Genomic DNA, 19230 nt, shown 5'->3' with positions numbered 1-19230 from the left:
GCCCACCCGACAAGAAGTAGTTGAGTATTTTTTTATCTGTCAGTCCCTTACCCCGTATTTGGGTCAGCAAATATGGGGTAAGGTCACGACTGTATATGTTATAACTTTGTACGTATGATGTTTGGTGAAGCTCACATAACTTCAGGAGTACTTACAGTGAATCAGATACAACTGACTTTAACTATTGGTTATCTGTTAATGACATGCTATTTTTTAAGCAATTGGTTAATATTTTTCCTACGTCATCCTGTTTCGACTCCCGAAGATAAATTTTTATCGGTTGTGATGTTTTTGGTGACAACTATCTTCTGGCCTTTGATGATTCCGATGTCTTGTTTAGAAATAGTTCAAAAAAAGCAAATAGACTTTAGTAAAATGATTCCTGTTCTCTTAGCAATATTTGTATTTAGTATTTCATATTATTTGACTGAATAATATTATGTCCGCTTGATTACTTATTAAACCCGAAGAACCCCATAGAGCCAAAGCTACGCTTCGTCTGCCCTAAGAGCTTGCGGGGTGGGGTTCTTATACCTCACTCAGGCGAGAACCGCGATCGCCTTAAGCGTCTGATTCGCAAACTCGCTCGTCTCGCCACAATTGATATAGCCGCGTTGCTGGCATCGTCATATATAAAACATCTCCAGTATTGAGGTTAGTTTCTAATAAATCCCAGCCGTGAAGGATTTCGTGGTTTTTTTCTACGTACAAAGGTACACATTCAGCAGACATGGCGACATCTTTCACCCACTTACCACAAAAGGCGTGTGAAGGTGTAATCACAGTTGCAAAAGCTACCCAAAGACTATCTGCTGTGATGCCATTGCCAAGAATGCGTCCCCCCAGTGCAGCAGCAGCAAAAGCTGGGGCTGCTAGTTCAGCCGAACTTAGTACGGCCTCGAAGCCAAATAGCTGTTGCGCTATGCCAGCAAAATCGGGATCGGCATAATGAACAATTACCGGAATGCTGGGTGTCAAACCTTTGGCTTTGAGGGCAATTTCTAGATTGGTGGCATCATTGCTAGTAACAGCAAGGACTGCGGCGGCAGAGTCTATATTGCTGGCTTTAAGTATTGTGCGGAAGCTGGCATCGCCCTGAATCACGGGAATACCGAGTTCGCGGGCGGTGTTAATATATTTGTTGTTAGAGTCGGGTTCAACTACTACAACTTCATATCCACTGGTGTGGAGTTGCTGGACAATTCTTAGCCCAATACCACTCAAGCCACAGACAATGTAGTGCGATCGCTGGGGAATTCGGGCTGCATCCCAAAATTGCTTAAAGCGGCTTCCTAAGACAAAATCGGTGAGCATTGCATACCAAAGACCAATCACTACTGCTCCAACCAGCATCATCACAACAGTAAATAACTTAATACTGTTAGGAGCATTTTCTACTACTTTGTCATTACCACCGGCTCCAGTAATCATGCCTACAGAAAAATATAGAGCATCGACAGCAGACACATTCAACTCAGCCGACATATAGGTGAGTGTAGCAATCCCAATAACCGCCAATAGTACAATTGCACCCACCACTACCGCTCGCCCATGTTGCTGAAACTGCCTCAGATTAGTTAGGACTTTCAGCAGTTTTTTAATTAATGATCTCCGAGGAGAACGGATGCGGGGTTGTGTACCAATAATTAAGCGATCGCCTACTTGTATTTCTTGTCCAGATATCACAGCTGACACCAAATCCATCTCACCTTCTGCTGGTAAGTAATAAATCAGCATCCGCGATCGATCTGACCACAATTCACTCAGCTTTCGACCTTTCCACAAGTGGTTTTCATGAATGTATTCTTCGTGAATTGGCCAAGTTTGCTGAAATAATTTAATTTGTCCGATCGCTTGGCTTCCCAGTGCTGCAAAGGTGAATACTGGTGCTGCTAATCCCACAACACTCATACTCAAGTGGTCTGGCAAACTTTGATCTAGGCGCTCCCCCAAATTTGTATTATAAAAACGGTTGATAATCCGAATCTGGGGATTCAGTACCCGCGCTTGCATCATAATAGATAAATTCAGAGCATCTTTAGATCCAGCGATTACTAAGGTGTGTGCCTGTTGAATTCCGGCTGCTGTTAGGGTAGCAGCTGCTTGTAAATCGCCAACAATCACATCTGGTGCTGTTTCGCCAGGGATAGATTGATGATGAATACCAACAACCAAGGCTCCCTGATCTCTCAGCAAACGAAAGGTTTTATATCCGGTACGTCCTAAGCCACAAACAATAATTCGGGGTTTCATGAAACGGCAGCATCTTTTATAGGTAAGGCTGCATTTTTAGTTATTTATCAATATTGTTGCCCATTTTCTTGGAATACAACTGTAGCTGATAACACGATTGTTTTAATTGGCGACTGGAAGTAGACAGAGGATTATCAACCCAGGCAGTTTTTGAAAAAATGTATTAGAAAATACGGTTTTTTAGATAACAATTAGCTGTAGCGATCGGGCGAATAGAATAGAGCCTCCGGCACGCTGACGCGCTAAGCGAAGCTATGCCGAAGGCGTTACCTCTCGTTCGCGTAGCGTCTCCCCTTGGGAGAAGAGAAGGCTTTACGCTACTACACAAAACTTAGAAGACGCGATAAATCGCGTCTCTACATGAGGGTTTTGGGCTTATCTGAACTGTATTGCTTTTTAACCCACGGAGGTGGGTTTTGTCTCGTGTAGCCGCGACTTCCATTCGCCCCAGGCTAGTAATAAATTAGACTTGACAAACATCCTCTTATGGTTTGCGAATGTATCCCCATTTACCTCCCATAAAATATGCTTTCCCTTGTTCCTTATCTTCTTTGAATTCTCCACCAACATTAACTAACGCGATGCTTTCAGAAAAAGGTTTAGCCAAATCGAAATCTGGGGAAATTACAAACTCACCGAACTGATTAATATATCCCCATTTATCTCCCTTTTTAGCAGGAGCTAAACCTTCCGAAAACATATCAGCTTCATCAAATTGTGGCTCGATAATAAATTTTCCCTCTTTATCTATATAGCCAAATTTATTTCCAACTTTAACTAATGCCAAACCTCCAGAAAAAATTGCAGAATCATCTAACTCAAATTTAATTTTAGTTTGACCTATTTTATCAATACATCCCCACTTATTAGCTATTTTCACGGCGGCTAAGTCTTCAGAAAATGATTTAGCATCGTCGAATTGAGCCGGAATCATGATTTTGCTTTTTTTATCAATATACCCCCACTTATCAGCTATTTTTACGGCTGCCATTCCTGACGAAAATGATTTAGCATCATCAAATTGTAAGGCAATTATCAATTTTGCAGTTTTATCGATGTAGCCATATTTATTATTAATTTTTACCAGGGCTAGTCCTTCTGAAAAAGGTTCAGCGCTATCAAAACGAAAGCGGGTGAGTTTACCTGTTTTATCAATGTAACCCCATTTGTAACCCATCTTGACAGCTGCCATCCCTTCAGAGAATGGCTTAACCCAATCAAATTGTGCCTTTAGGCTAATTTCCTGTGATGGATTTATGTAAGTAAAATTATCATTGGTTCGTCGATGAGTAAAGCCAGATTTTTTAATTTCTTTTGGATCAAATTTCCCAGCAGGTTGAGAGTAAATCCCCGATTTCAGAACCTTGGCTAAAGCATTATTATCTTCTCGCAAGGCTTCATAGAAAAATAAAACTTCCCCTTGAACACCAACAGAACGGTTATAGTTTATTGCTTGCACTAAATGTTCTGGAGTAATTCGATATGTACTTTGTTGCAAAAGAATACCAGGAATTAATTGTGGCAATTGTTCCTTGGTAAATTGATTAATTAGGAGCCGATCTATATCTTTTTTATAAAGGTCAAATTCTCGGTAATATAACTGCGGATGAATTAAATCGACTAATCCCAGATCAACCCAAGTTTTAGAATCTTGCAAATAGTTTTCATAACTCCAAGGATAAACACTCGGAGCCAATGAAATAATTGATTCAGGATTGATACTAATTATTTCGCGGTAGACGCGGGTTAAAAAATTTGAAAGAATATCAGCCCGCCACTGTAACCATTGTGGATCTTTGGAATTTACGGGCGGTAGTTGATTAAACTCTTGCTGATAGCGTTCAACAGTTTTTTGCTCATAACCACCTTCACTGGGAAAAGCCGGAAAGCGATCGTCCCCTTGAATACCTGCGACTTCATAGTTTTTAATGACTTCTAAGAATAAACTTAATAAAAAGTTTTGCACTTCGCTATTAAAAGCATTTAGCCACTCAAAACCATTTTTAACAAGTAAATTACCAGCAGAGTCACGGGCTGCCCATTCTGGTTTCTTGGCAATGATTGTACCACCATTTTTTTGATAAGAACTAGCAAAGCCATATTCAAACCAAGGGATAACAGCAAGATTAACTCGTTTTGCTTCCTCAATTAGTTCAGCTAAAGGATCTCTACCTTGAAATCGCGGATTTATTTCAACACCAAAGTTTTCCCGCATCACTCGGCTGGGATAACTGGTGAAGCCATTATTCCAAACAACAGGAAATACTACGTTAAATCCTGTTTCGGCGAGAAAGTTCATCGCCTCAGCAATATTTTGTCTAGAGTTTAAGACTTGGCTAGCTGTTGTAGTGATCCAAATACCACGAATTTCCATGAATTATGTAGGGATTGTTTTATTAATATTTTCTTTGACTAATACCAATCCTTCTGAAAAAGGATGAGCTTCAGCAAATTGTGGCGGAATCAAAAAGTTTCCGGTTTTGTCGATATAGCCCCACTGATTACCTTTTTGCACCCGTGCGAATCCTTCCCGAAAATCATCAGCAGCATCAAATTGTGGGGTAATTACGAACAGTTCTAAACCAGCAATATACTTGGAAGATACCGTAGGAATTTCCAGAACTCGACAAATAAATGCTGCTATTTCGCCTCTTGTAGCGTTTTGATTTGGCTGTAAGCTTTTGATATCTGGGTAGTTAACAATAATCCGCTTTTCGGTTGCGGCTGCGATCGCACTCGTCGCATAACTGGGAATTTGCCCGAAATCACTATAATACTTTTTCACAGTATTTATCGGGTCTGCTGTAACTCCATAATTTAACCCGGAAGCTAAAGCAGCTATTGCTTGCACGCGCAGGATTAGTTCATTGGGTTTGAAAACAGAATTGGGATAGCCAGAGAGATATTTTGTCTGATATGCTTCGGCGATCGCTTTCGCCGCCCAGTGATTAGCGGGTACATCTGTAAAGGCGATCGCAGCACGAGATAATGGCTGTTTCGGTAAGGCTACGGAAATAATCGCCGCAAATTCAGCACGAGTCACAGGTGCATTGGGGCGAAAAGTCCCGTCTACATAACCTTTAAATATATTTTTCTTGGCTGCTGCAAGAATAGATGCTTTTGCCCAGTGGTTTTGAATATCTGAAAAAATTTTGACACCTCAATTTGATAAAAGAAAAACATGGCAACTTTTGTAGGTTATGGTACGCTATCTGCTTGAAGAGTGTCGAGGAACCGAAAATGACTAAGCTGCGCGTGGGGTTATTGTTTGGCGGTCGTTCGGGAGAACATGAAGTTTCAATCAACTCAGCACAGGCGATCGCTAAAGCCTTGAGTGCAGAGGAAAATGCTAATAAGTACGAAATCCTGCCTTTTTATATCCAAAAAGATGGACGCTGGCTAGCCGGAGAAGCACCCCAAAAGGTTTTAGCAACCGGCAGTCCGCTTCTGGAATCTGAACAATCAACTTCTGAGGGATATCTGACATCTAACCCTCAAGCCCAAACCCTGAGTAAGTGGCAATCTCCCTCTCAAGTTGCCCAAGTGGATGTTTGGTTTCCCATTCTCCACGGCCCCAACGGTGAAGACGGGACAATTCAAGGGTTACTCACCTTGATGCAAGTCCCCTTTGTTGGTTCTGGGGTGTTAGGTTCGGCAATGGGAATGGATAAAATTGCCATGAAAATGGCCTTTGAGCAAGCGGGACTACCACAGGTAAAATATCAGGCGATCACTAGAGCGCAGGTTTGGTCTAATCCTTGCGTATTTCCGAAACTCTGTGATGAAATTGAGGCAGCATTAGGTTATCCGGCTTTTGTCAAACCTGCTAATTTGGGTTCATCAGTGGGTATTGCCAAAGTGCGATCGCGTCCAGAATTAGAAGCCGCTTTAGATAATGCTGCCAGTTATGACCGCCGACTAATTGTAGAAGCTGGTGTCGTCGCTAGGGAAGTCGAGTGTGCCATTTTAGGTAATGATCAACCCCAAGCCTCTGTCATTGGAGAGATTACTTATGATAGCGATTTTTTTGATTATGAAACTAAATATACTGAGGGACTGGCAGATTCACTGATACCTGCACCAATTCCAGATGCGATCGCTCGTCAAATTCAAGATATGGCTTTGCAAGCTTTTGCAGCTGTTGACGCTGCGGGATTGGCAAGGGTAGATTTTTTCTATGTGGAAGCAACACAAGAAGTTTTGATTAACGAAATCAATACCTTACCAGGCTTTACTGCAACGAGTATGTATCCCCAACTCTGGACTTATAGTGGAGTCTCCTTTCCAGAATTAGTGGATCGGTTAATTCAACTGGCGATCGAAAGACATTCTCCTAGCTGATGGAGAAAATAAGCGAACTGATTTCAGATTTTTACGGCAAAAAGTCATCAGAAATACAGAATTTTGGCAAAAGTTAGCCAGATTTGGTCGCATTTATTTTACAAAAAAGCTACCTTAATCTGAACTTTTTTTACGGATACCTGATGCTTCACTCCTCCAGTACAATTTATGGACTAGAGGGGTACAAATCTGAAAGTAATCATGGAAAAAAGTCAGAGTGTACAGCGCGAGCCAACCCAACTAAGACGGGCTACTCCAGAGCTGACAAACAGGAAATCGAGACTAAGAAAAAGCTCGAATGTTCTGATATATTTGGTTGCACATCATCCTTGGCTATTGTTAACTGGGTGTTTAGCCATGTTTTTGGGAGGTGGGGCCTTTGCCTTGTATAGCTTAGGTAACGCTGGCCCGGTAGCACAAGAAGAACCAGAAAAAATCCCAGTTATAGTTGAAGAACCAATCAATCCGCCCTCTGAGAACACTAATCCTACACCTTTATGGATGGTGGCTGCGATCGCCCTCAGTTGTGGTAGTGGTTGCTTGCTCATTTTCCGAATGCTCAAGTGGATGAAGCAGCCACAAAAAGTTCAAAAACAGATTAACCGCCATCAGGTACGCTTGGCACAGAGCAATTACCAAAAATTGGAACCACAGCTTCCAAAGAACCAGCCAATTTTTGTGCCACAGCAACAACTGATGCCCCTTATGCAGATGCAACCGAAAACAAAACATCTGGTGACGGTTCTACCAGCAGAACACAAGCATCACTTGGATAAGCGCACAGAACCTTTGGCAGAATTGATGGATCTTCGTAAAGATAGTTCATTATCTGCACTTTTACGCCAGTATTAAAAATACTTTGACACTCCCCCGTTTATAAAACGGGGGATTCTTGGGTCAAAAGGGAGCTATTGCTTAACCCCTCGCCAAGCATCTTGACCGTATGCCCTACGGCTGCAAGACCACGCTGCATCACCACCATAGCGGCTGCAACGTCTCTATCTGTTTGAAATCCACATTCACTACAATGATGTATCCGCTCACTTAAATCTTTCTTTCCGGTGTGGTGGTTGCAATTAGGGCAGGTTTGACTGGTTCTATTGGGATTGACCTTAGCAAAATAAACCCCGCGCTTCCAACACACCCATTCTAAGATTGAGAGAAATTCACCAAAGCCTGCGTCTAAAGTATGCTTTGAAAACATCCCTTTAGCCCACGCTTTAAAATTCAAATCCTCGGCAAAGATCATTCCACCTTGGTCACATAAACGATGTGCCAATTTGAAATGAAAATATGCGCGGGTGTTGTGAATATGTTCGTGGAGTCGTGATACCTTCTGTTGAGCTTTTCGCCAGTTATTTGACCCCAATTTCTTATGACTAACTCTTTGTTGCAGCAATCTCAGCTTGCGTTGGAGATCCACAAAAAATCTGGGTCTAGCGATTTGTTCACCACTAGATGTTGTCAAGAAACTTTTTAGCCCTAGATCAACACCAATAGGTTGACCGTGTGGCGCAAAACTTGGAACATCCACATCAGATTGCAGTGTGAGCATCACATACCATCCCGAAGCTTTCTTCACCACTTGGGCTTGCTTTGCCGCAAACCCATCTGGGATAGGTCGGGATAATTGCATTTTCACCCAACCAACACCAGGAAGTTTAACCTTGCTTCCAAGAATTGGATTAACCCCTAATTGGGGAAACAATAAAGAGCGAATTCTCCCTTGTTTTTTGAATCGGGGAAAGCCTCTTCCTGATTCCCACATCCCAATAAATGCTTTTTCTAATCGCCTTAACGCCTGTTGCAGCATTTGAGAATGTGCTGCATTGAGATCGGAATTAGTTTTTCTCGCTTGAGTTAAGGCTTTGCACTGAGATGCAAAGGTTGGTCTGGACGCATCTACCGCAATGATGTACTCACTTTTGATACTGCAAGCGTCAATTCTGCATGACCTTGAGTTATACCAATCTTTCCTTTCGGCTAATGCAAAATTCCAAACTCTGCGAGATGTTTCTAACCATGCCTCGTAGGTCTGGGATTGTTGCTGATTTAGTTTTAGGCGATAGGTATAAGTTAGGTTTAGCATATACCTATTATATCTTAAAAACAGCTATACTCTTTTTAGCTCTATGCTATTCGCCCTGGCTCTAAGTTGACGCTTGTCCCGATATAACCCAACAGCAATCAGAGAATTAACAAAAGTCGAATAACTAATAAAGAATGACTAGAGTGAATAAGATAGTACGGTTAGTTTTGACAGCAATATTGCTGATGCTAGTGACAGCTTGTGGCAGTATTGGACTGCTACCAACTAACGAGTTAGTGCAAAAAGCGATCGCACTTGGGCTAGAACAAACTCAACAAAAACTTAGCCAGCAGTTGGATCTAGATTTTCAAGGATTTGAAATCAAGCGGCTATCAATTACCCAGGAACAACCCCTGACGATTGAAAATTTACCAGCTTTCCGGGTTCGGGGAACTTACGACTTGATTGTTAAACTACCAAAACGGCGCTTGACGCAACCACAACAAGCATTTGACGTTTATCTGCAAATTCAGCAAGAAGGTAAAACTTGGCGATTCCTACTTCCCGATAAGGGTAGTAAAAGTACTAAACCGATTTGGCGTAGTTATCTTATCCAATAGCTAGTTCTAATACAATACCTTCGCCAATTTACGAGCCTTGATATAGAACAAACCTAAGATTTTACAAGCTTGTTTTTGCCGGATGGCAAAAAACTGACCCAATAAAATACTGTATGGTTTGTATGGAAGTAATTTTGACTGTAGTATACGTCTGGACTGGAGTTTGACGTTTTGCCTCATAATCAAGCATGGTCTTATGTTGGGCTATTTCGCTTCCTCAAGGGTGCAACTTTGACTCTAAGAATTCACTTAAAAAACTCTCCTTTATTAAAGCAAGAAATTTTACTATAAAAACACAAAATGCGCGTATTCACTGATGTAAACGGCAAATTTGCATAGTTAATATGTAGCAAATAATATAGGATTGGCTATCAACCAGCCAGAGGTGGGGCAGATGATTCATGATTTGCAGCTTGCCTTCGGGCTTACGCAAGAACAGTTTGCACCAACTCTCGGTGTGACATATACCACGATTAACCGTTGGGAAAATGGACGCTCTAAACCCTCGCCTTTGGCGATGGAGAAGATTGAGGGGATGTTGGAAAAGATGGGCGATAAGGGTCAGGATTTATTGACTAAGTATTTGCCAAATTAGTTTCTGGATCAGTTTTGTCTGGGCAAGGAAAATAAGATTAAATTACCAAATTAGTGAAGGAAAAGATGAAAATACAATCACTCTTTTTAAAGCTTTTACCAACTCTCTTAATTCTCAATACATTAGCTTTATCATACTCACCAATATCAGCTAATACAACTCAGAATAAAGCTAAATTTCAACCAGTTTCTCAAAAACAAGCATCAACCATAAATACTATATCTGCTAAGATATTTATTCAGGATATTAAGAATAATCCTATCAAAAATGCACAAGTAATATTAATTGGTAAGAATAATACATATTTAGAAAGTTTGACACATAATAATGGTATAGCTGAGTTCAATATCAAGTCCAAACAAAATTATACTCTTTTAGTTGCACATCCAAATTTTGCAGGCATAATAGTTAGAAATTTTTCTCCAAAAAAGGATTCACAAAAAAAACTAGAACATAGAGGAAATGTTGGTTCTGTTATTTTTCCTGATAGCACTGGATACATTAAAGGTTTAAAAGGTCGTTTGGCTCCCATTTTAGATACATCACATAGAACTTATATTTATGCTGATAATATAGCGGTGAATGGTGGTCAACAACAACCAGTAAATTTTGAAATTGGCAAACCACTAAATCTTGAAGATTCTGAAGGTTCTACCATGCAAATTACTATTCGATTTGCACAAGGTAATACTTTCCTTATTGAATTTTTAAAACCATCTTAGTGATTTATTTCAAAAAAAGGTGACAAAGATACTCAAATTACCTGGTTTAGCTATCTCATCCCCAAATTAGTCTGTGCAATTAGAAAAACTATCACAATAATTTACGTATAACTGCTGCTGCAAAGTGATGATCGAGGTGATGGTTTAATTGGAGACATGGCAAGATGTATATTAACTTTTTCATCAGTTCCATTGCTGGAATTGTGGTTGTGGTGCTGGCGGCTTTTGGCTTACTGCAATGGTTGCACATCCCTGCTGGTAACTTTCTTGACTGGGTGATTGGTGGTGCGAGTTTTTGGTGGCTATTAGTAATTGTTACCGTACCGTGGAATGTGCATTTTCAAGCTAAAGAAGTCTTAGCAGAAGCAGCACAATCCAAGGAGAAAGGAATTTCAGTCGATGAGAAACAAGTGAAATATGTCACCCTTTTGGCAAAGCGATCGCTCTGGGTTGCCATTGCTTTACACTTATTCTCAACCCTTGGTCTTTATACACTTGCTGCCACTGGTATTAGTACAGTTGGGTATATAAGTTCTGGTGCAGCTTTATTATTAACAATTCTGCGTCCAGCGATTCGAGCTTATGAGTATTTATATGCACGGTTAGCGATGATTCGCCAAGAATGGAAGTATCCCCGCGAAGATATTTTTGAACTGCGCGATCGCTTCTCCATATTGGAACAAAAAATTCAGTCATTGGAAGATCAACTCAACCCTGAACAATCCTATTCATTACCCGCAACTCAACAACGCTTTGCTGAAGAAACTCGCCGAGATTTAGCTAGAATTGCGGCTAATTTAGAAGAATTACGGGCGACAAATCAAACTGAACATGAGCGCTTGGGGAGAGAAGCCAGAAATGCGATCGCGCAACTTTCAACTGACGGACAATTTCTCGATCATGTCCGCGAAATTATTCGATTCTTTAAGACCGCTTAATTGTTGCTTTAATAGCTATAGGAATCATATTTGATTTCTGAAAAAATCTCGGTAGTCTTGTAGTTGAGCGTCATGGCTAAAATGATTGCAAAAAAATTGTCGGTTGGGTGGAGCTTTGCGTAACCCAACATCCTGATAATCAGTTGGGTTGCGCTCCGCTCCACCCAACCTACGTCTACGTCTAATGCACTATTAAAGCCTAGAGTGTCCATTACGTGCATTTCACTAATCTTATACTAGTCCTATATAAGGAAAATTTGGAGTTGATCAATGTCTGAACAAAAGCCTGTAAGTCCCTGGAATTACAAACCTTGGTGGTGTCAGCCCTGGTCTATAGTTCTCACAGGTGTAACACTGATTAGTGGTAGCTGGTTACTATTTAAAACTATCTGGCTAACAGTTCTCGTCTCTATCCCTCTAGTGACGTGGATGGGATTTTTTGTGTTGTTTTGGCCGCAACTAATGATTCGTAGTGGGATTTTGGAGTCATATAAAGACTAATTCGAGCCTGATCTGATACTGGAAATTGCTCCCGTAGAGAAAATTATTCCACCGTGTTAATAGATTTAGCGTGCTGCCATAGCTCAAGCGGATGGTCACACAATTTGGGATTTTAGATTGAAAAGAGCAATCATGTCAAGTTGTGACGAAGAACTCTAGCAGTATAATAAGCTTTGATAATTTTTCGCATATACTGATAATTTCCAACCTGACTTTGGGCAAAAGAACTGTAAGTATCTATATACTTAGGTAATTTTGTACAGTCAAAGTTAGGGTGATATGAGCAACAGAGCAAACCAAAGGCATGAAGAACATCATGTAATACAATATTTCTGTATATTTCACAGGATATTAATTTTTGTTGCACAGATGTTTATAAAACGCAGCCTTGATGCTATAAGGAGAATCCGGTGTTTGTTGCAAAATTTTCAGCATACTAGACTTTCCTGGCTAAGGCTCAGACACTCATCTGTGAAAAAGCAAGCTGTTACTCTACCTGAAAATGAAGCAGAAAGGCTCAAAGCATTGGCGGACTACAATATTCTGGATACTCTACCGGAACAAGCATTTGATGACCTAATTGCTCTGGCTGCCTACATTTGTAAGACTCCAATTGCTTTAATTAGCTTAGTAGATAGCGATCGCCAATGGTTTAAATCTCAGGTTGGACTAGAAGCTAAGGAAACACCCAGAGAGTTAAGTTTTTGTGCCCATGCCATTCTTCAACCAGATGATATATTAGTGGTTCCCAACGCGCTCAAGGACGATCGCTTTCATAACAATCCCCTAGTCAAAGGTAATCCCAATATTCGTTTTTATGCTGGTGCCCCACTAGTTACACCCAATGGTTTTGCGATCGGAACGTTGTGTGTGATCGATACCATTCCTCGTTTCCTAAGTTACCAGCAATTGGATGCACTGCGCCGCCTAAGTCGTCAGGCGATCGCTCAGATGGAACTGATTCAGGAAGTTCGCAACCGCAAACAAGCAGAGATGGAAGGAAGGCAGTTATCGCTGACAGATGAACTAACAGGTTTGCATAACCGACGTGGGTTCTTTTTGTTGGCTGAACAACAGTTAAAAACTGCTCACTCCATGAAAGTTTTTTGCTGGGTGATCTTCATTGATTTAGATGGGCTAAAACTGATTAACGACACCCTTGGTCACGACATGGGAGATGCCTTGATTGTTGATGCTGCTCAATTACTCAAGCAAAGTTTTCCGAACTCGGATATTGTTGCTCGCTTAGGTGGAGACGAGTTCATTGTTTTCATCTCCAGCTACTTTCAGGACGCTGATAGCATCCAAGCGTGTCTGCAAGCAAATATCGCCAACTTTAATCAACAGCAAAACCGTAGTTATGAACTCTCGATGAGTATAGGGATAGAGCGTTACTCACCAGAAAGCAATATGTCACTAGAAGAACTAATCGCCAGGTCTGACGAATTAATGTACGCTCATAAGCATCTCAAGCGACAATCTATTGTTAAATAAGTCGGAAGTCGGAAGTCGTTCGTCTGAAGCGATGCCCTGAGCTACGCCGTTGGCGTTCGCGTTAGCGTCTCTGAAAGAGAAGCCTCTCGAAGAGAAGGGTACAGTTTTGTAACGGGAATTAAACCGCTCAGAGAAATCTGGACAAAGCTACCCAAGAGTAGATAAATCTAGACAGCTACGTTTGTAATCTTAGTCCAAAGTCCTAAAACTACAGGCACAAACGGCAGTGCCACTATTCCCTCAAAAACATTGGGAATTACAATTCTTTGCTATTTTGAATTTTGAATTGTTAACACTTGGGTGCCATGACTGCGGGGATCATCTTGACTAGCTGTTGGTGCGACTGGGGCTGAGAATTTGGAAACTTTCCCGCTAGCTTGAGCGTAGGGGAGAGACGAACCAGTAACCAAAGCTTCTAAGTTGCTAGCCATAATCGTCCGGGGTTGATCGCCGATCGCTTGGGCGATGGTTTCCCCTTGCTGGCTCAAAAATACAAAGTGGGGAATCCCATCCACCCGATATTTCAGCATTTCTGGTAGCCACTTAATATTATCCACATTCAGCATGACAAAATTCATCTTGTCAGCATACTCTGTTTCCAGTTGGGTGATATCTGGGGCCATTTTCTGACAGACAGTACACCAGTCAGCATAAAATTCCACTAGAGATGGTTTGCCGTTGCTGACGGCTACTTCTAACGGTGTGGACGCTTCACTTAATTTGGCAAGAGAAGCTGAGGTTGTTTCAGTTCGCAATCCTAAGAAGAGGGCAAGGCCCAGAGCGATCGCTACCATTACAATTAAAAAGTTTCTCAAACGCTTCCCGAATGTAGATTCAGACTTATCAGCAGAATTAACAGGTGAATCAGTACTCATAACGGCATTATTAAAACTTATCGAACAGAATTCAGGAGTCAGGAGTCAGGAGTCAGAATTCAGAATTCAGGAGTCAGAATTCAGGAGTCAGAATTCAGGAGTCAGAATTCAGGAGTCAGGAGTCAGAATGAATTTTGACCGAAAAAGCGGATGAATAACCTCTTTTTAGACTCCCACCAAATCTACGATTTGGTGGGAACAGAGCAGCGCCGAAGTGTGGTCAACTTTCGTAGTGGCGGGTCCCAATCCCCGACTGATTGATTCTGGATTCTGGATTCTGGATTCTGAATTGAATGGCACTAAGTTAAGATACAGCCCTTGCCCCAACTGGAACAAGCCTCCAGGCTGGGAACCCATTCGCGGAGGGCTGCCGCCTCCTCTTTCTTGACCAGAGGCGGAGCCTCTCAGAATTCGTTCCCAGCCTCCAGGCTGGGAACGAGGCGACATAAGTCTTTGGGCTTTATAAGCGTGCCATTCGATTCTGAATTCTGAATTCTGAATTCTGAATTCTGAATTCTGAATTCTGCATTCTTCTTCAGTTTAGCTAGCGATCGCCACTTAAAACTTAAATCAGAGAGAAAAAAAGCTAGCCTGTAACATCCTCTCTACTTATCTCTTCTAAAAAAGAGAGTAATATTACTGATTTTTTCTCGAAAAATTTAAGTTAGATATAGTACTTCCTACGTATTTACTTATACTTTCCAAGTATGAAGTATTCAATCTGTAATTTCTTAAATTACAAATAATGATTAAAAAAACCTTGGTTATAAATCAGCCAGAGATCGGCAAGTTCGTGGGCAAACTGAGGATTTTTACTGGATTTATAACACTCAGCTTTGCGATCGCACCAGTATTCTGCAACTATCAAGATGCTTACGCCCAAACTCCAAATCCTCAGACGTTACCACCTAGTCGATTAGAAGAGATTCCTGTCACTCCTTTACCTTCAGATGTATTGCCGAAGCTACCAGACAAGAATCAATTGCTTCCATTACCAAAAGTACCGAATCAGCCAATTCCGGGGCAGGATGACCCTAATGCCAGATTTCGGGTTGATCGCATTGAAGTCGTTGGTAGTACAGTTTTCAAACCAGAACAGTTTGCGACTGTCACCGCTCCCTTTGTGGGACGGGAACTGACGTTTCCAGAGTTGTTGCAAGTTAGAGATGCGATCGCGAAGCTCTACGCCGATCGCGGCTATGTAACCACGGGGGCGTTGATTATACCGCAGACACTAGAAGCCGGTACGATCAAAATTCAGGTGATCGAGGGTAGTGTACAAGAAATCAAGATTATCGGTAATCGGCGATTGAGCAGTAAATATATTCGCGATCGCATCCAACTTGGTGCTGGCAAACCCTTAAATGTACCCCGCTTACTGGAAAAGCTGCAACTACTCCGTCTAGATCCGCGAATTAAAAACCTGTCAGCCGAGTTGCAAACAGGTGTCCGTCCGGGAACCAATGTGTTGCTAGTCGAGGTTGAAGAAGCTGATACCTTCAAGGCGACAGCAACCCTGGATAATGGGCGATCGCCGAGTGTCGGCAGTTTTCGCCGGGGAGTGGATCTGCAAGAAGCCAATTTACTCGGTTTGGGCGATACCTTGAGCGTGGGATATGCCAATACTGATGGCAGTAATACGATCAATGCCAATTACACGCTGCCAATTAATGCCCACAATGGCACCGTATTTTTTGGTTTTAACCAAGGATGGAACCACGTTATTGAAAAACCATTCAGCGTCCTTGATATTCAGTCAAATACCCAGTATTACGAATTGGGCTATCGGCAACCACTGGTGCAAAAACCAACCCAAGAGTTGGCGATCGGGCTGTCATTCTCGCGCCAGTCAAGCCAAACTGAGTTGGGTCTTGATAACATTGGGCCTTTTAAACTCTCCCCCGGTGCAGATGCGAACGGTAAAACCAATATTTCGGCTCTGCGCTTTTTTCAAGAATATACCCAGCGAAGCAACCAGTATGTATTTGCGGCGCGATCGCAATTGAGCTTTGGCGTAGATTGGTTCGATGCTAATGTCAGCAATAGTGAACCAGATAGTCGCTTTTTTGCGTGGCGCGGACAGGCGCAGTGGGTGCGGCAATTAGCACCGGACACTCTATTTTTAGTCAGGGGCGATGTCCAATTAGCGGCAGATTCCTTAGTACCCTTGGAGCAATTTGGTCTGGGTGGACAGCTAAGTGTACGGGGCTATCGCCAAGACGCATTACTCACAGATAATGGTCTGTTATTTTCCGCAGAACTTCGAGTACCCATTGTCCGCGCTGCCAAGATTGGCGGGGTGCTGCAAGTGACACCGTTTATTGAAGTTGGCAAAGGCTGGAATGTCAAGGGCGAAAATCCATCACCGAGTACGCTTCTTAGTACTGGGTTGGGGCTGTTGTGGAAACAGGGTGATGACTTTTCAGCCCGTTTTGATTGGGGTATTCCCCTGATCTCAGTGGAGGGTGAAAGGCGATCGCTCCAGGAAAATGGGCTGTATTTCTCGGTGCGCTATTCGCCGTTTTGAGCGAGGCGATCGATTCAAGACAATATCGTTTTGGCATCCTAAATACAACGTTTGAAGAAGAATTCAGCTATTCTGAATTCAGGAGTCAGAAGACCATACCAGTGGCACTTGTATTCAAGCTGTCTGACTAATTCACCCCAACTAGCGCCCTAGAACGGCGGGGTTTTAAACCTATTTTCTCGATAAACTCTTCCTTTCCAAGCGCCGCCGCGCCCTTGCCAGTGACGTAGTGCTGAGTCTAGAGTCATCAGGGTATAGAGAAAAGCGATCGCAGGTAAACTAAAGGCAAACCAAGGAGAACATTTATAAAAGCGGATTGTCGGGTAGTAAGCGAAAGTCATTAACAGCCATCCTAATAAACCTGTAAGTGCGATCGCCCAATTACTCCAAACTAAACCCAAAATCACACCCATCGGCGGAACTAGATAAATTAGAGGCATTCCTACCAAAGTTCCCAATAGTAGTAATGGAGAATAATTCAGTTGGCTATAAGCACTACGCGCAACCATATCCCAAATTGTCGCTAGGGAATCATAGGGACGCAAACTCCGAGTTAAAGTACTCAATCCTAGCCAGATACGGCCTGTGGGGGAGGATGAGGGAGATGAGGGAGATGAGGGAGATGAGGGAGATGAGGGAGATGAGGGGGATGAGGGGGATGAGGAGAAGGAAGAATTACTGTGTGTCCCACTCTCCCAGTCTCCTACTCTCTCACTACTTTTAACAGCACAAGCCAGGGCGCAATCGTCGATTAAAGCTTGGCGAATGACTTGAATACCACCGATTCGCTCTAAAGCTTCACGGGCGATCAGAATAGATCCGCCAGCTGCTGCGGCTGTGGGATTGTTGGGATTATTCACCCAACGGAAAGGATAGAGTTTTTGGAAGAAAAAGACGAAAGCTGGAATTAAAAGTTTTTCCCAAAAGCTTTCACATCTAAGTCGCACCATTACAGAAACTAGGTCTAAATCTTCCTGCACCGCTTTAGCAACGAGTCGGCGAAGATTACCAGGATCATGTTCAATATCTGCGTCAGTCAGCAAATAATAGTCAGGTGCAAATTTACTCGCGCTGTTTATACCTTGCTCAACTGCCCAAAGTTTGCCCGACCAACCAGCAGGCAGTGAAACGCCGATGATAATATGCAATTGCTCAGGTTTACCTACAGCGTGTGCAACCCCTTCGGCAAAATTTGCTGTCCGGTCTGTGCTGCGATCGTCTACCAAAAACACGTTGAAAGAACCAGGATAATCTTGAAGTAGGAGCGATCGCAAGCTGGTTGATATCAAATCAGCTTCGTTTCGGGCTGGAACCACCGCACAAACCACAGGTAACGATTCTAGCTGAGTTTCTCCAATCTCTAATTGCTGGTCTACTCGCCAAAACTGTCCCCAAAAACACAGTAACCCCAACCAAATTGTTAAGGATAAGAGCATCAATCCTAATACACTATCCACTTGTTTACTCTAAGCAACGTTTCGAGGCTATATTCCGATCTTACTACTCATTTACTACTCAAGATAGCTATGCCTTATCCCGATTTTTAGCGATCGCAAGCAGCGATCGCGCTACCTAATTGCTACTCATTCAGAGGAATAGACTCTTAATCTATTGGTTGCGGGTTCAAATCCCTCGTCACCCACTCTTTTAGCCCCTCCATATTTACCCTTGACTAATTTTTGACTAAATTTGTCTTATGCCAAACTCTAAAAGCCTTGCGTGTCAAGGATAAACAGTGATAAAATTTTGACTAATAGCATTTAAAACGGAGGGGGATGAGTAGGGATACTCATCCCCCGAACTTTTGGAAGTTTCTCATTGCCCATTCCGTAATTTGCTAGAGTGAATCCCCGGTGACAAAACCGCCGTGTGACTTTATTTTTGTTTGCCAACGTTCAAAATCGCGCTCGAACTGCTCTAAGCTTTCCACTCTGGTCATTAATGCTTGGTTAAACTTAATTAGTTTGTTCATTTCTGTCTCTAATTGTTTTATCAACTGGAGCAATGTTTCTGAATTAATTTCTTCAGGCATATGGTTCGCTATTTGAATTCTCAGGAGAAAATCAAAACTTGTCATCGCGGATCTGAAACCCAGTTTTCCGGTGTAGGAAGCCGGCAATCTGAGTTATCCAGTTGGCAAGACGAATAAATTTGTGTTCAATTACCTTGTCAAGGTGATTCAAGCGGTATATATATATGTATTCTTTGTCTCCCGCGTATTGAGTCAAAAGTATGTCTACTTTGTTGTTTACACCGTCGATTTTATCGTTAATCTTTTCTTCAATTTTGGCTAGGCGATAAATCGCCCCCAAAACAGCAATTAGACCTGCTGCAA

General features: G+C 42.2%; 17 protein-coding genes and 1 pseudogene. 9 read left to right on the top strand and 9 right to left on the bottom strand.

Annotated elements, in window-relative coordinates; translation table 11 throughout:
* Positions 1-561: 561 nt before the first annotated feature.
* The 3 genes from V7K27_RS30080 to V7K27_RS30070 all read right to left on the bottom strand — a co-directional run bounded on the left by V7K27_RS30080 (position 562) and on the right by V7K27_RS30070 (position 5392).
* Positions 562-2253: an NAD-binding protein gene (locus tag V7K27_RS30080; RefSeq protein ID WP_334952187.1), complete on the bottom strand. Its 1692-nt coding sequence runs from the start codon at positions 2251-2253 to the stop codon at positions 562-564.
* Between the two features lie 484 nt (positions 2254-2737).
* Positions 2738-4627: a WG repeat-containing protein gene (locus tag V7K27_RS30075; RefSeq protein WP_334952185.1), complete on the bottom strand. Its 1890-nt coding sequence runs from the start codon at positions 4625-4627 to the stop codon at positions 2738-2740.
* 3 nt (positions 4628-4630) lie between these two features.
* On the bottom strand, positions 4631-5392 hold the full coding sequence (locus tag V7K27_RS30070; RefSeq protein ID WP_334952299.1) for an S-layer homology domain-containing protein: 762 nt from the start codon (positions 5390-5392) through the stop codon (positions 4631-4633).
* 101 nt (positions 5393-5493) lie between these two features.
* Here V7K27_RS30070 and V7K27_RS30065 point away from each other — a divergent pair, with 101 nt between their 5' ends.
* Together V7K27_RS30065 and V7K27_RS30060 are read left to right on the top strand one after the other, a co-directional pair.
* A complete protein-coding gene (locus tag V7K27_RS30065; protein WP_334952183.1) occupies positions 5494-6594 on the top strand; it encodes a D-alanine--D-alanine ligase family protein in 1101 nt (366 codons plus the stop codon).
* 312 nt (positions 6595-6906) lie between these two features.
* Positions 6907-7446: a hypothetical protein gene (locus V7K27_RS30060; protein ID WP_334952181.1), complete on the top strand. Its 540-nt coding sequence runs from the start codon at positions 6907-6909 to the stop codon at positions 7444-7446.
* A gap of 22 nt (positions 7447-7468) precedes the next feature.
* On the opposite strand, the gene V7K27_RS30055 is transcribed toward V7K27_RS30060, so the two are convergent.
* Positions 7469-8683, bottom strand: a complete 1215-nt coding sequence (locus V7K27_RS30055; protein ID WP_334952179.1) for an RNA-guided endonuclease InsQ/TnpB family protein — start codon at positions 8681-8683, stop codon at positions 7469-7471.
* Between the two features lie 152 nt (positions 8684-8835).
* Here V7K27_RS30055 and V7K27_RS30050 point away from each other — a divergent pair, with 152 nt between their 5' ends.
* From V7K27_RS30050 to V7K27_RS30025, 6 genes are all read left to right on the top strand, one after another.
* Positions 8836-9243: a hypothetical protein gene (locus V7K27_RS30050; protein WP_334952298.1), complete on the top strand. Its 408-nt coding sequence runs from the start codon at positions 8836-8838 to the stop codon at positions 9241-9243.
* A 364-nt stretch (positions 9244-9607) separates the two neighbouring features.
* Positions 9608-9838 (top strand): helix-turn-helix domain-containing protein, encoded by a 231-nt coding sequence (locus V7K27_RS30045; protein ID WP_334952178.1) that lies wholly within the window; start codon positions 9608-9610, stop codon positions 9836-9838.
* Between the two features lie 65 nt (positions 9839-9903).
* Complete coding sequence (locus tag V7K27_RS30040; protein ID WP_334952177.1) at positions 9904-10560, top strand: hypothetical protein; 657 nt, start codon at positions 9904-9906, stop codon at positions 10558-10560.
* Positions 10561-10724: 164 nt separating this feature from the next.
* Positions 10725-11498, top strand: a complete 774-nt coding sequence (locus V7K27_RS30035; RefSeq protein WP_334952176.1) for a hypothetical protein — start codon at positions 10725-10727, stop codon at positions 11496-11498.
* A 270-nt stretch (positions 11499-11768) separates the two neighbouring features.
* Positions 11769-11999, top strand: a complete 231-nt coding sequence (locus V7K27_RS30030) for a DUF6737 family protein (protein ID WP_334952174.1) — start codon at positions 11769-11771, stop codon at positions 11997-11999.
* A gap of 471 nt (positions 12000-12470) precedes the next feature.
* Complete coding sequence (locus tag V7K27_RS30025) at positions 12471-13493, top strand: sensor domain-containing diguanylate cyclase (protein ID WP_334952173.1); 1023 nt, start codon at positions 12471-12473, stop codon at positions 13491-13493.
* Positions 13494-13762: 269 nt separating this feature from the next.
* Here V7K27_RS30025 and V7K27_RS30020 read toward each other — a convergent pair whose 3' ends face one another.
* Together V7K27_RS30020 and V7K27_RS30015 are read right to left on the bottom strand one after the other, a co-directional pair.
* The gene (locus V7K27_RS30020; protein ID WP_334952172.1) at positions 13763-14368 is read right to left on the bottom strand and encodes a thioredoxin family protein; all 606 of its coding nucleotides are present in this window, start codon (positions 14366-14368) and stop codon (positions 13763-13765) included.
* Between the two features lie 165 nt (positions 14369-14533).
* Positions 14534-14815, bottom strand: coding sequence for a hypothetical protein (locus V7K27_RS30015; RefSeq protein WP_334952171.1), 282 nt, complete (start codon positions 14813-14815; stop codon positions 14534-14536).
* A 298-nt stretch (positions 14816-15113) separates the two neighbouring features.
* On the opposite strand from V7K27_RS30015, the gene V7K27_RS30010 reads away from it, so the two are divergent.
* The gene (locus V7K27_RS30010) at positions 15114-16895 is read left to right on the top strand and encodes a ShlB/FhaC/HecB family hemolysin secretion/activation protein (protein ID WP_334952170.1); all 1782 of its coding nucleotides are present in this window, start codon (positions 15114-15116) and stop codon (positions 16893-16895) included.
* Between the two features lie 149 nt (positions 16896-17044).
* Here the strand turns inward: V7K27_RS30010 and V7K27_RS30005 are convergent, their stop codons facing one another.
* The 3 genes and pseudogenes from V7K27_RS30005 to V7K27_RS29995 form a co-directional block, all read right to left on the bottom strand.
* Positions 17045-18331, bottom strand: coding sequence for a glycosyltransferase (locus V7K27_RS30005; protein WP_334952297.1), 1287 nt, complete (start codon positions 18329-18331; stop codon positions 17045-17047).
* A 401-nt stretch (positions 18332-18732) separates the two neighbouring features.
* Complete coding sequence (locus tag V7K27_RS30000; RefSeq protein ID WP_334952168.1) at positions 18733-18927, bottom strand: hypothetical protein; 195 nt, start codon at positions 18925-18927, stop codon at positions 18733-18735.
* 31 nt (positions 18928-18958) lie between these two features.
* Positions 18959-19230, bottom strand: a pseudogene (locus tag V7K27_RS29995) (hypothetical protein); the annotation flags it as partial.

Source organism: Nostoc sp. (genome assembly GCF_036919575.1).
Classification (GTDB): domain Bacteria; phylum Cyanobacteriota; class Cyanobacteriia; order Cyanobacteriales; family Nostocaceae; genus Nostoc.
The sequence above is the reverse complement of the archived record's forward strand: the minus strand, read 5'-3'. Positions and strand labels throughout refer to the sequence as shown.

Bases quoted from the DNA above. Each gene is read 5' to 3' on its own strand.
- V7K27_RS30080 (WP_334952187.1), bottom strand. From the start codon at position 2,253: ATGAAACCCCGAATTATTGTTTGTGGCTTAGGACGTACCGGATATAAA.
- V7K27_RS30075 (WP_334952185.1), bottom strand. From the start codon at position 4,627: ATGGAAATTCGTGGTATTTGGATCACTACAACAGCTAGCCAAGTCTTA.
- V7K27_RS30065 (WP_334952183.1), top strand. From the start codon at position 5,494: ATGACTAAGCTGCGCGTGGGGTTATTGTTTGGCGGTCGTTCGGGAGAA.
- V7K27_RS30055 (WP_334952179.1), bottom strand. From the start codon at position 8,683: ATGCTAAACCTAACTTATACCTATCGCCTAAAACTAAATCAGCAACAA.
- V7K27_RS30040 (WP_334952177.1), top strand. From the start codon at position 9,904: ATGAAAATACAATCACTCTTTTTAAAGCTTTTACCAACTCTCTTAATT.
- V7K27_RS30035 (WP_334952176.1), top strand. From the start codon at position 10,725: ATGTATATTAACTTTTTCATCAGTTCCATTGCTGGAATTGTGGTTGTG.
- V7K27_RS30030 (WP_334952174.1), top strand. From the start codon at position 11,769: ATGTCTGAACAAAAGCCTGTAAGTCCCTGGAATTACAAACCTTGGTGG.
- V7K27_RS30020 (WP_334952172.1), bottom strand. From the start codon at position 14,368: ATGAGTACTGATTCACCTGTTAATTCTGCTGATAAGTCTGAATCTACA.
- V7K27_RS30015 (WP_334952171.1), bottom strand. From the start codon at position 14,815: ATGTCGCCTCGTTCCCAGCCTGGAGGCTGGGAACGAATTCTGAGAGGC.
- V7K27_RS30010 (WP_334952170.1), top strand. From the start codon at position 15,114: ATGATTAAAAAAACCTTGGTTATAAATCAGCCAGAGATCGGCAAGTTC.
- V7K27_RS30005 (WP_334952297.1), bottom strand. From the start codon at position 18,331: ATGCTCTTATCCTTAACAATTTGGTTGGGGTTACTGTGTTTTTGGGGA.
- V7K27_RS30000 (WP_334952168.1), bottom strand. From the start codon at position 18,927: ATGCCTGAAGAAATTAATTCAGAAACATTGCTCCAGTTGATAAAACAA.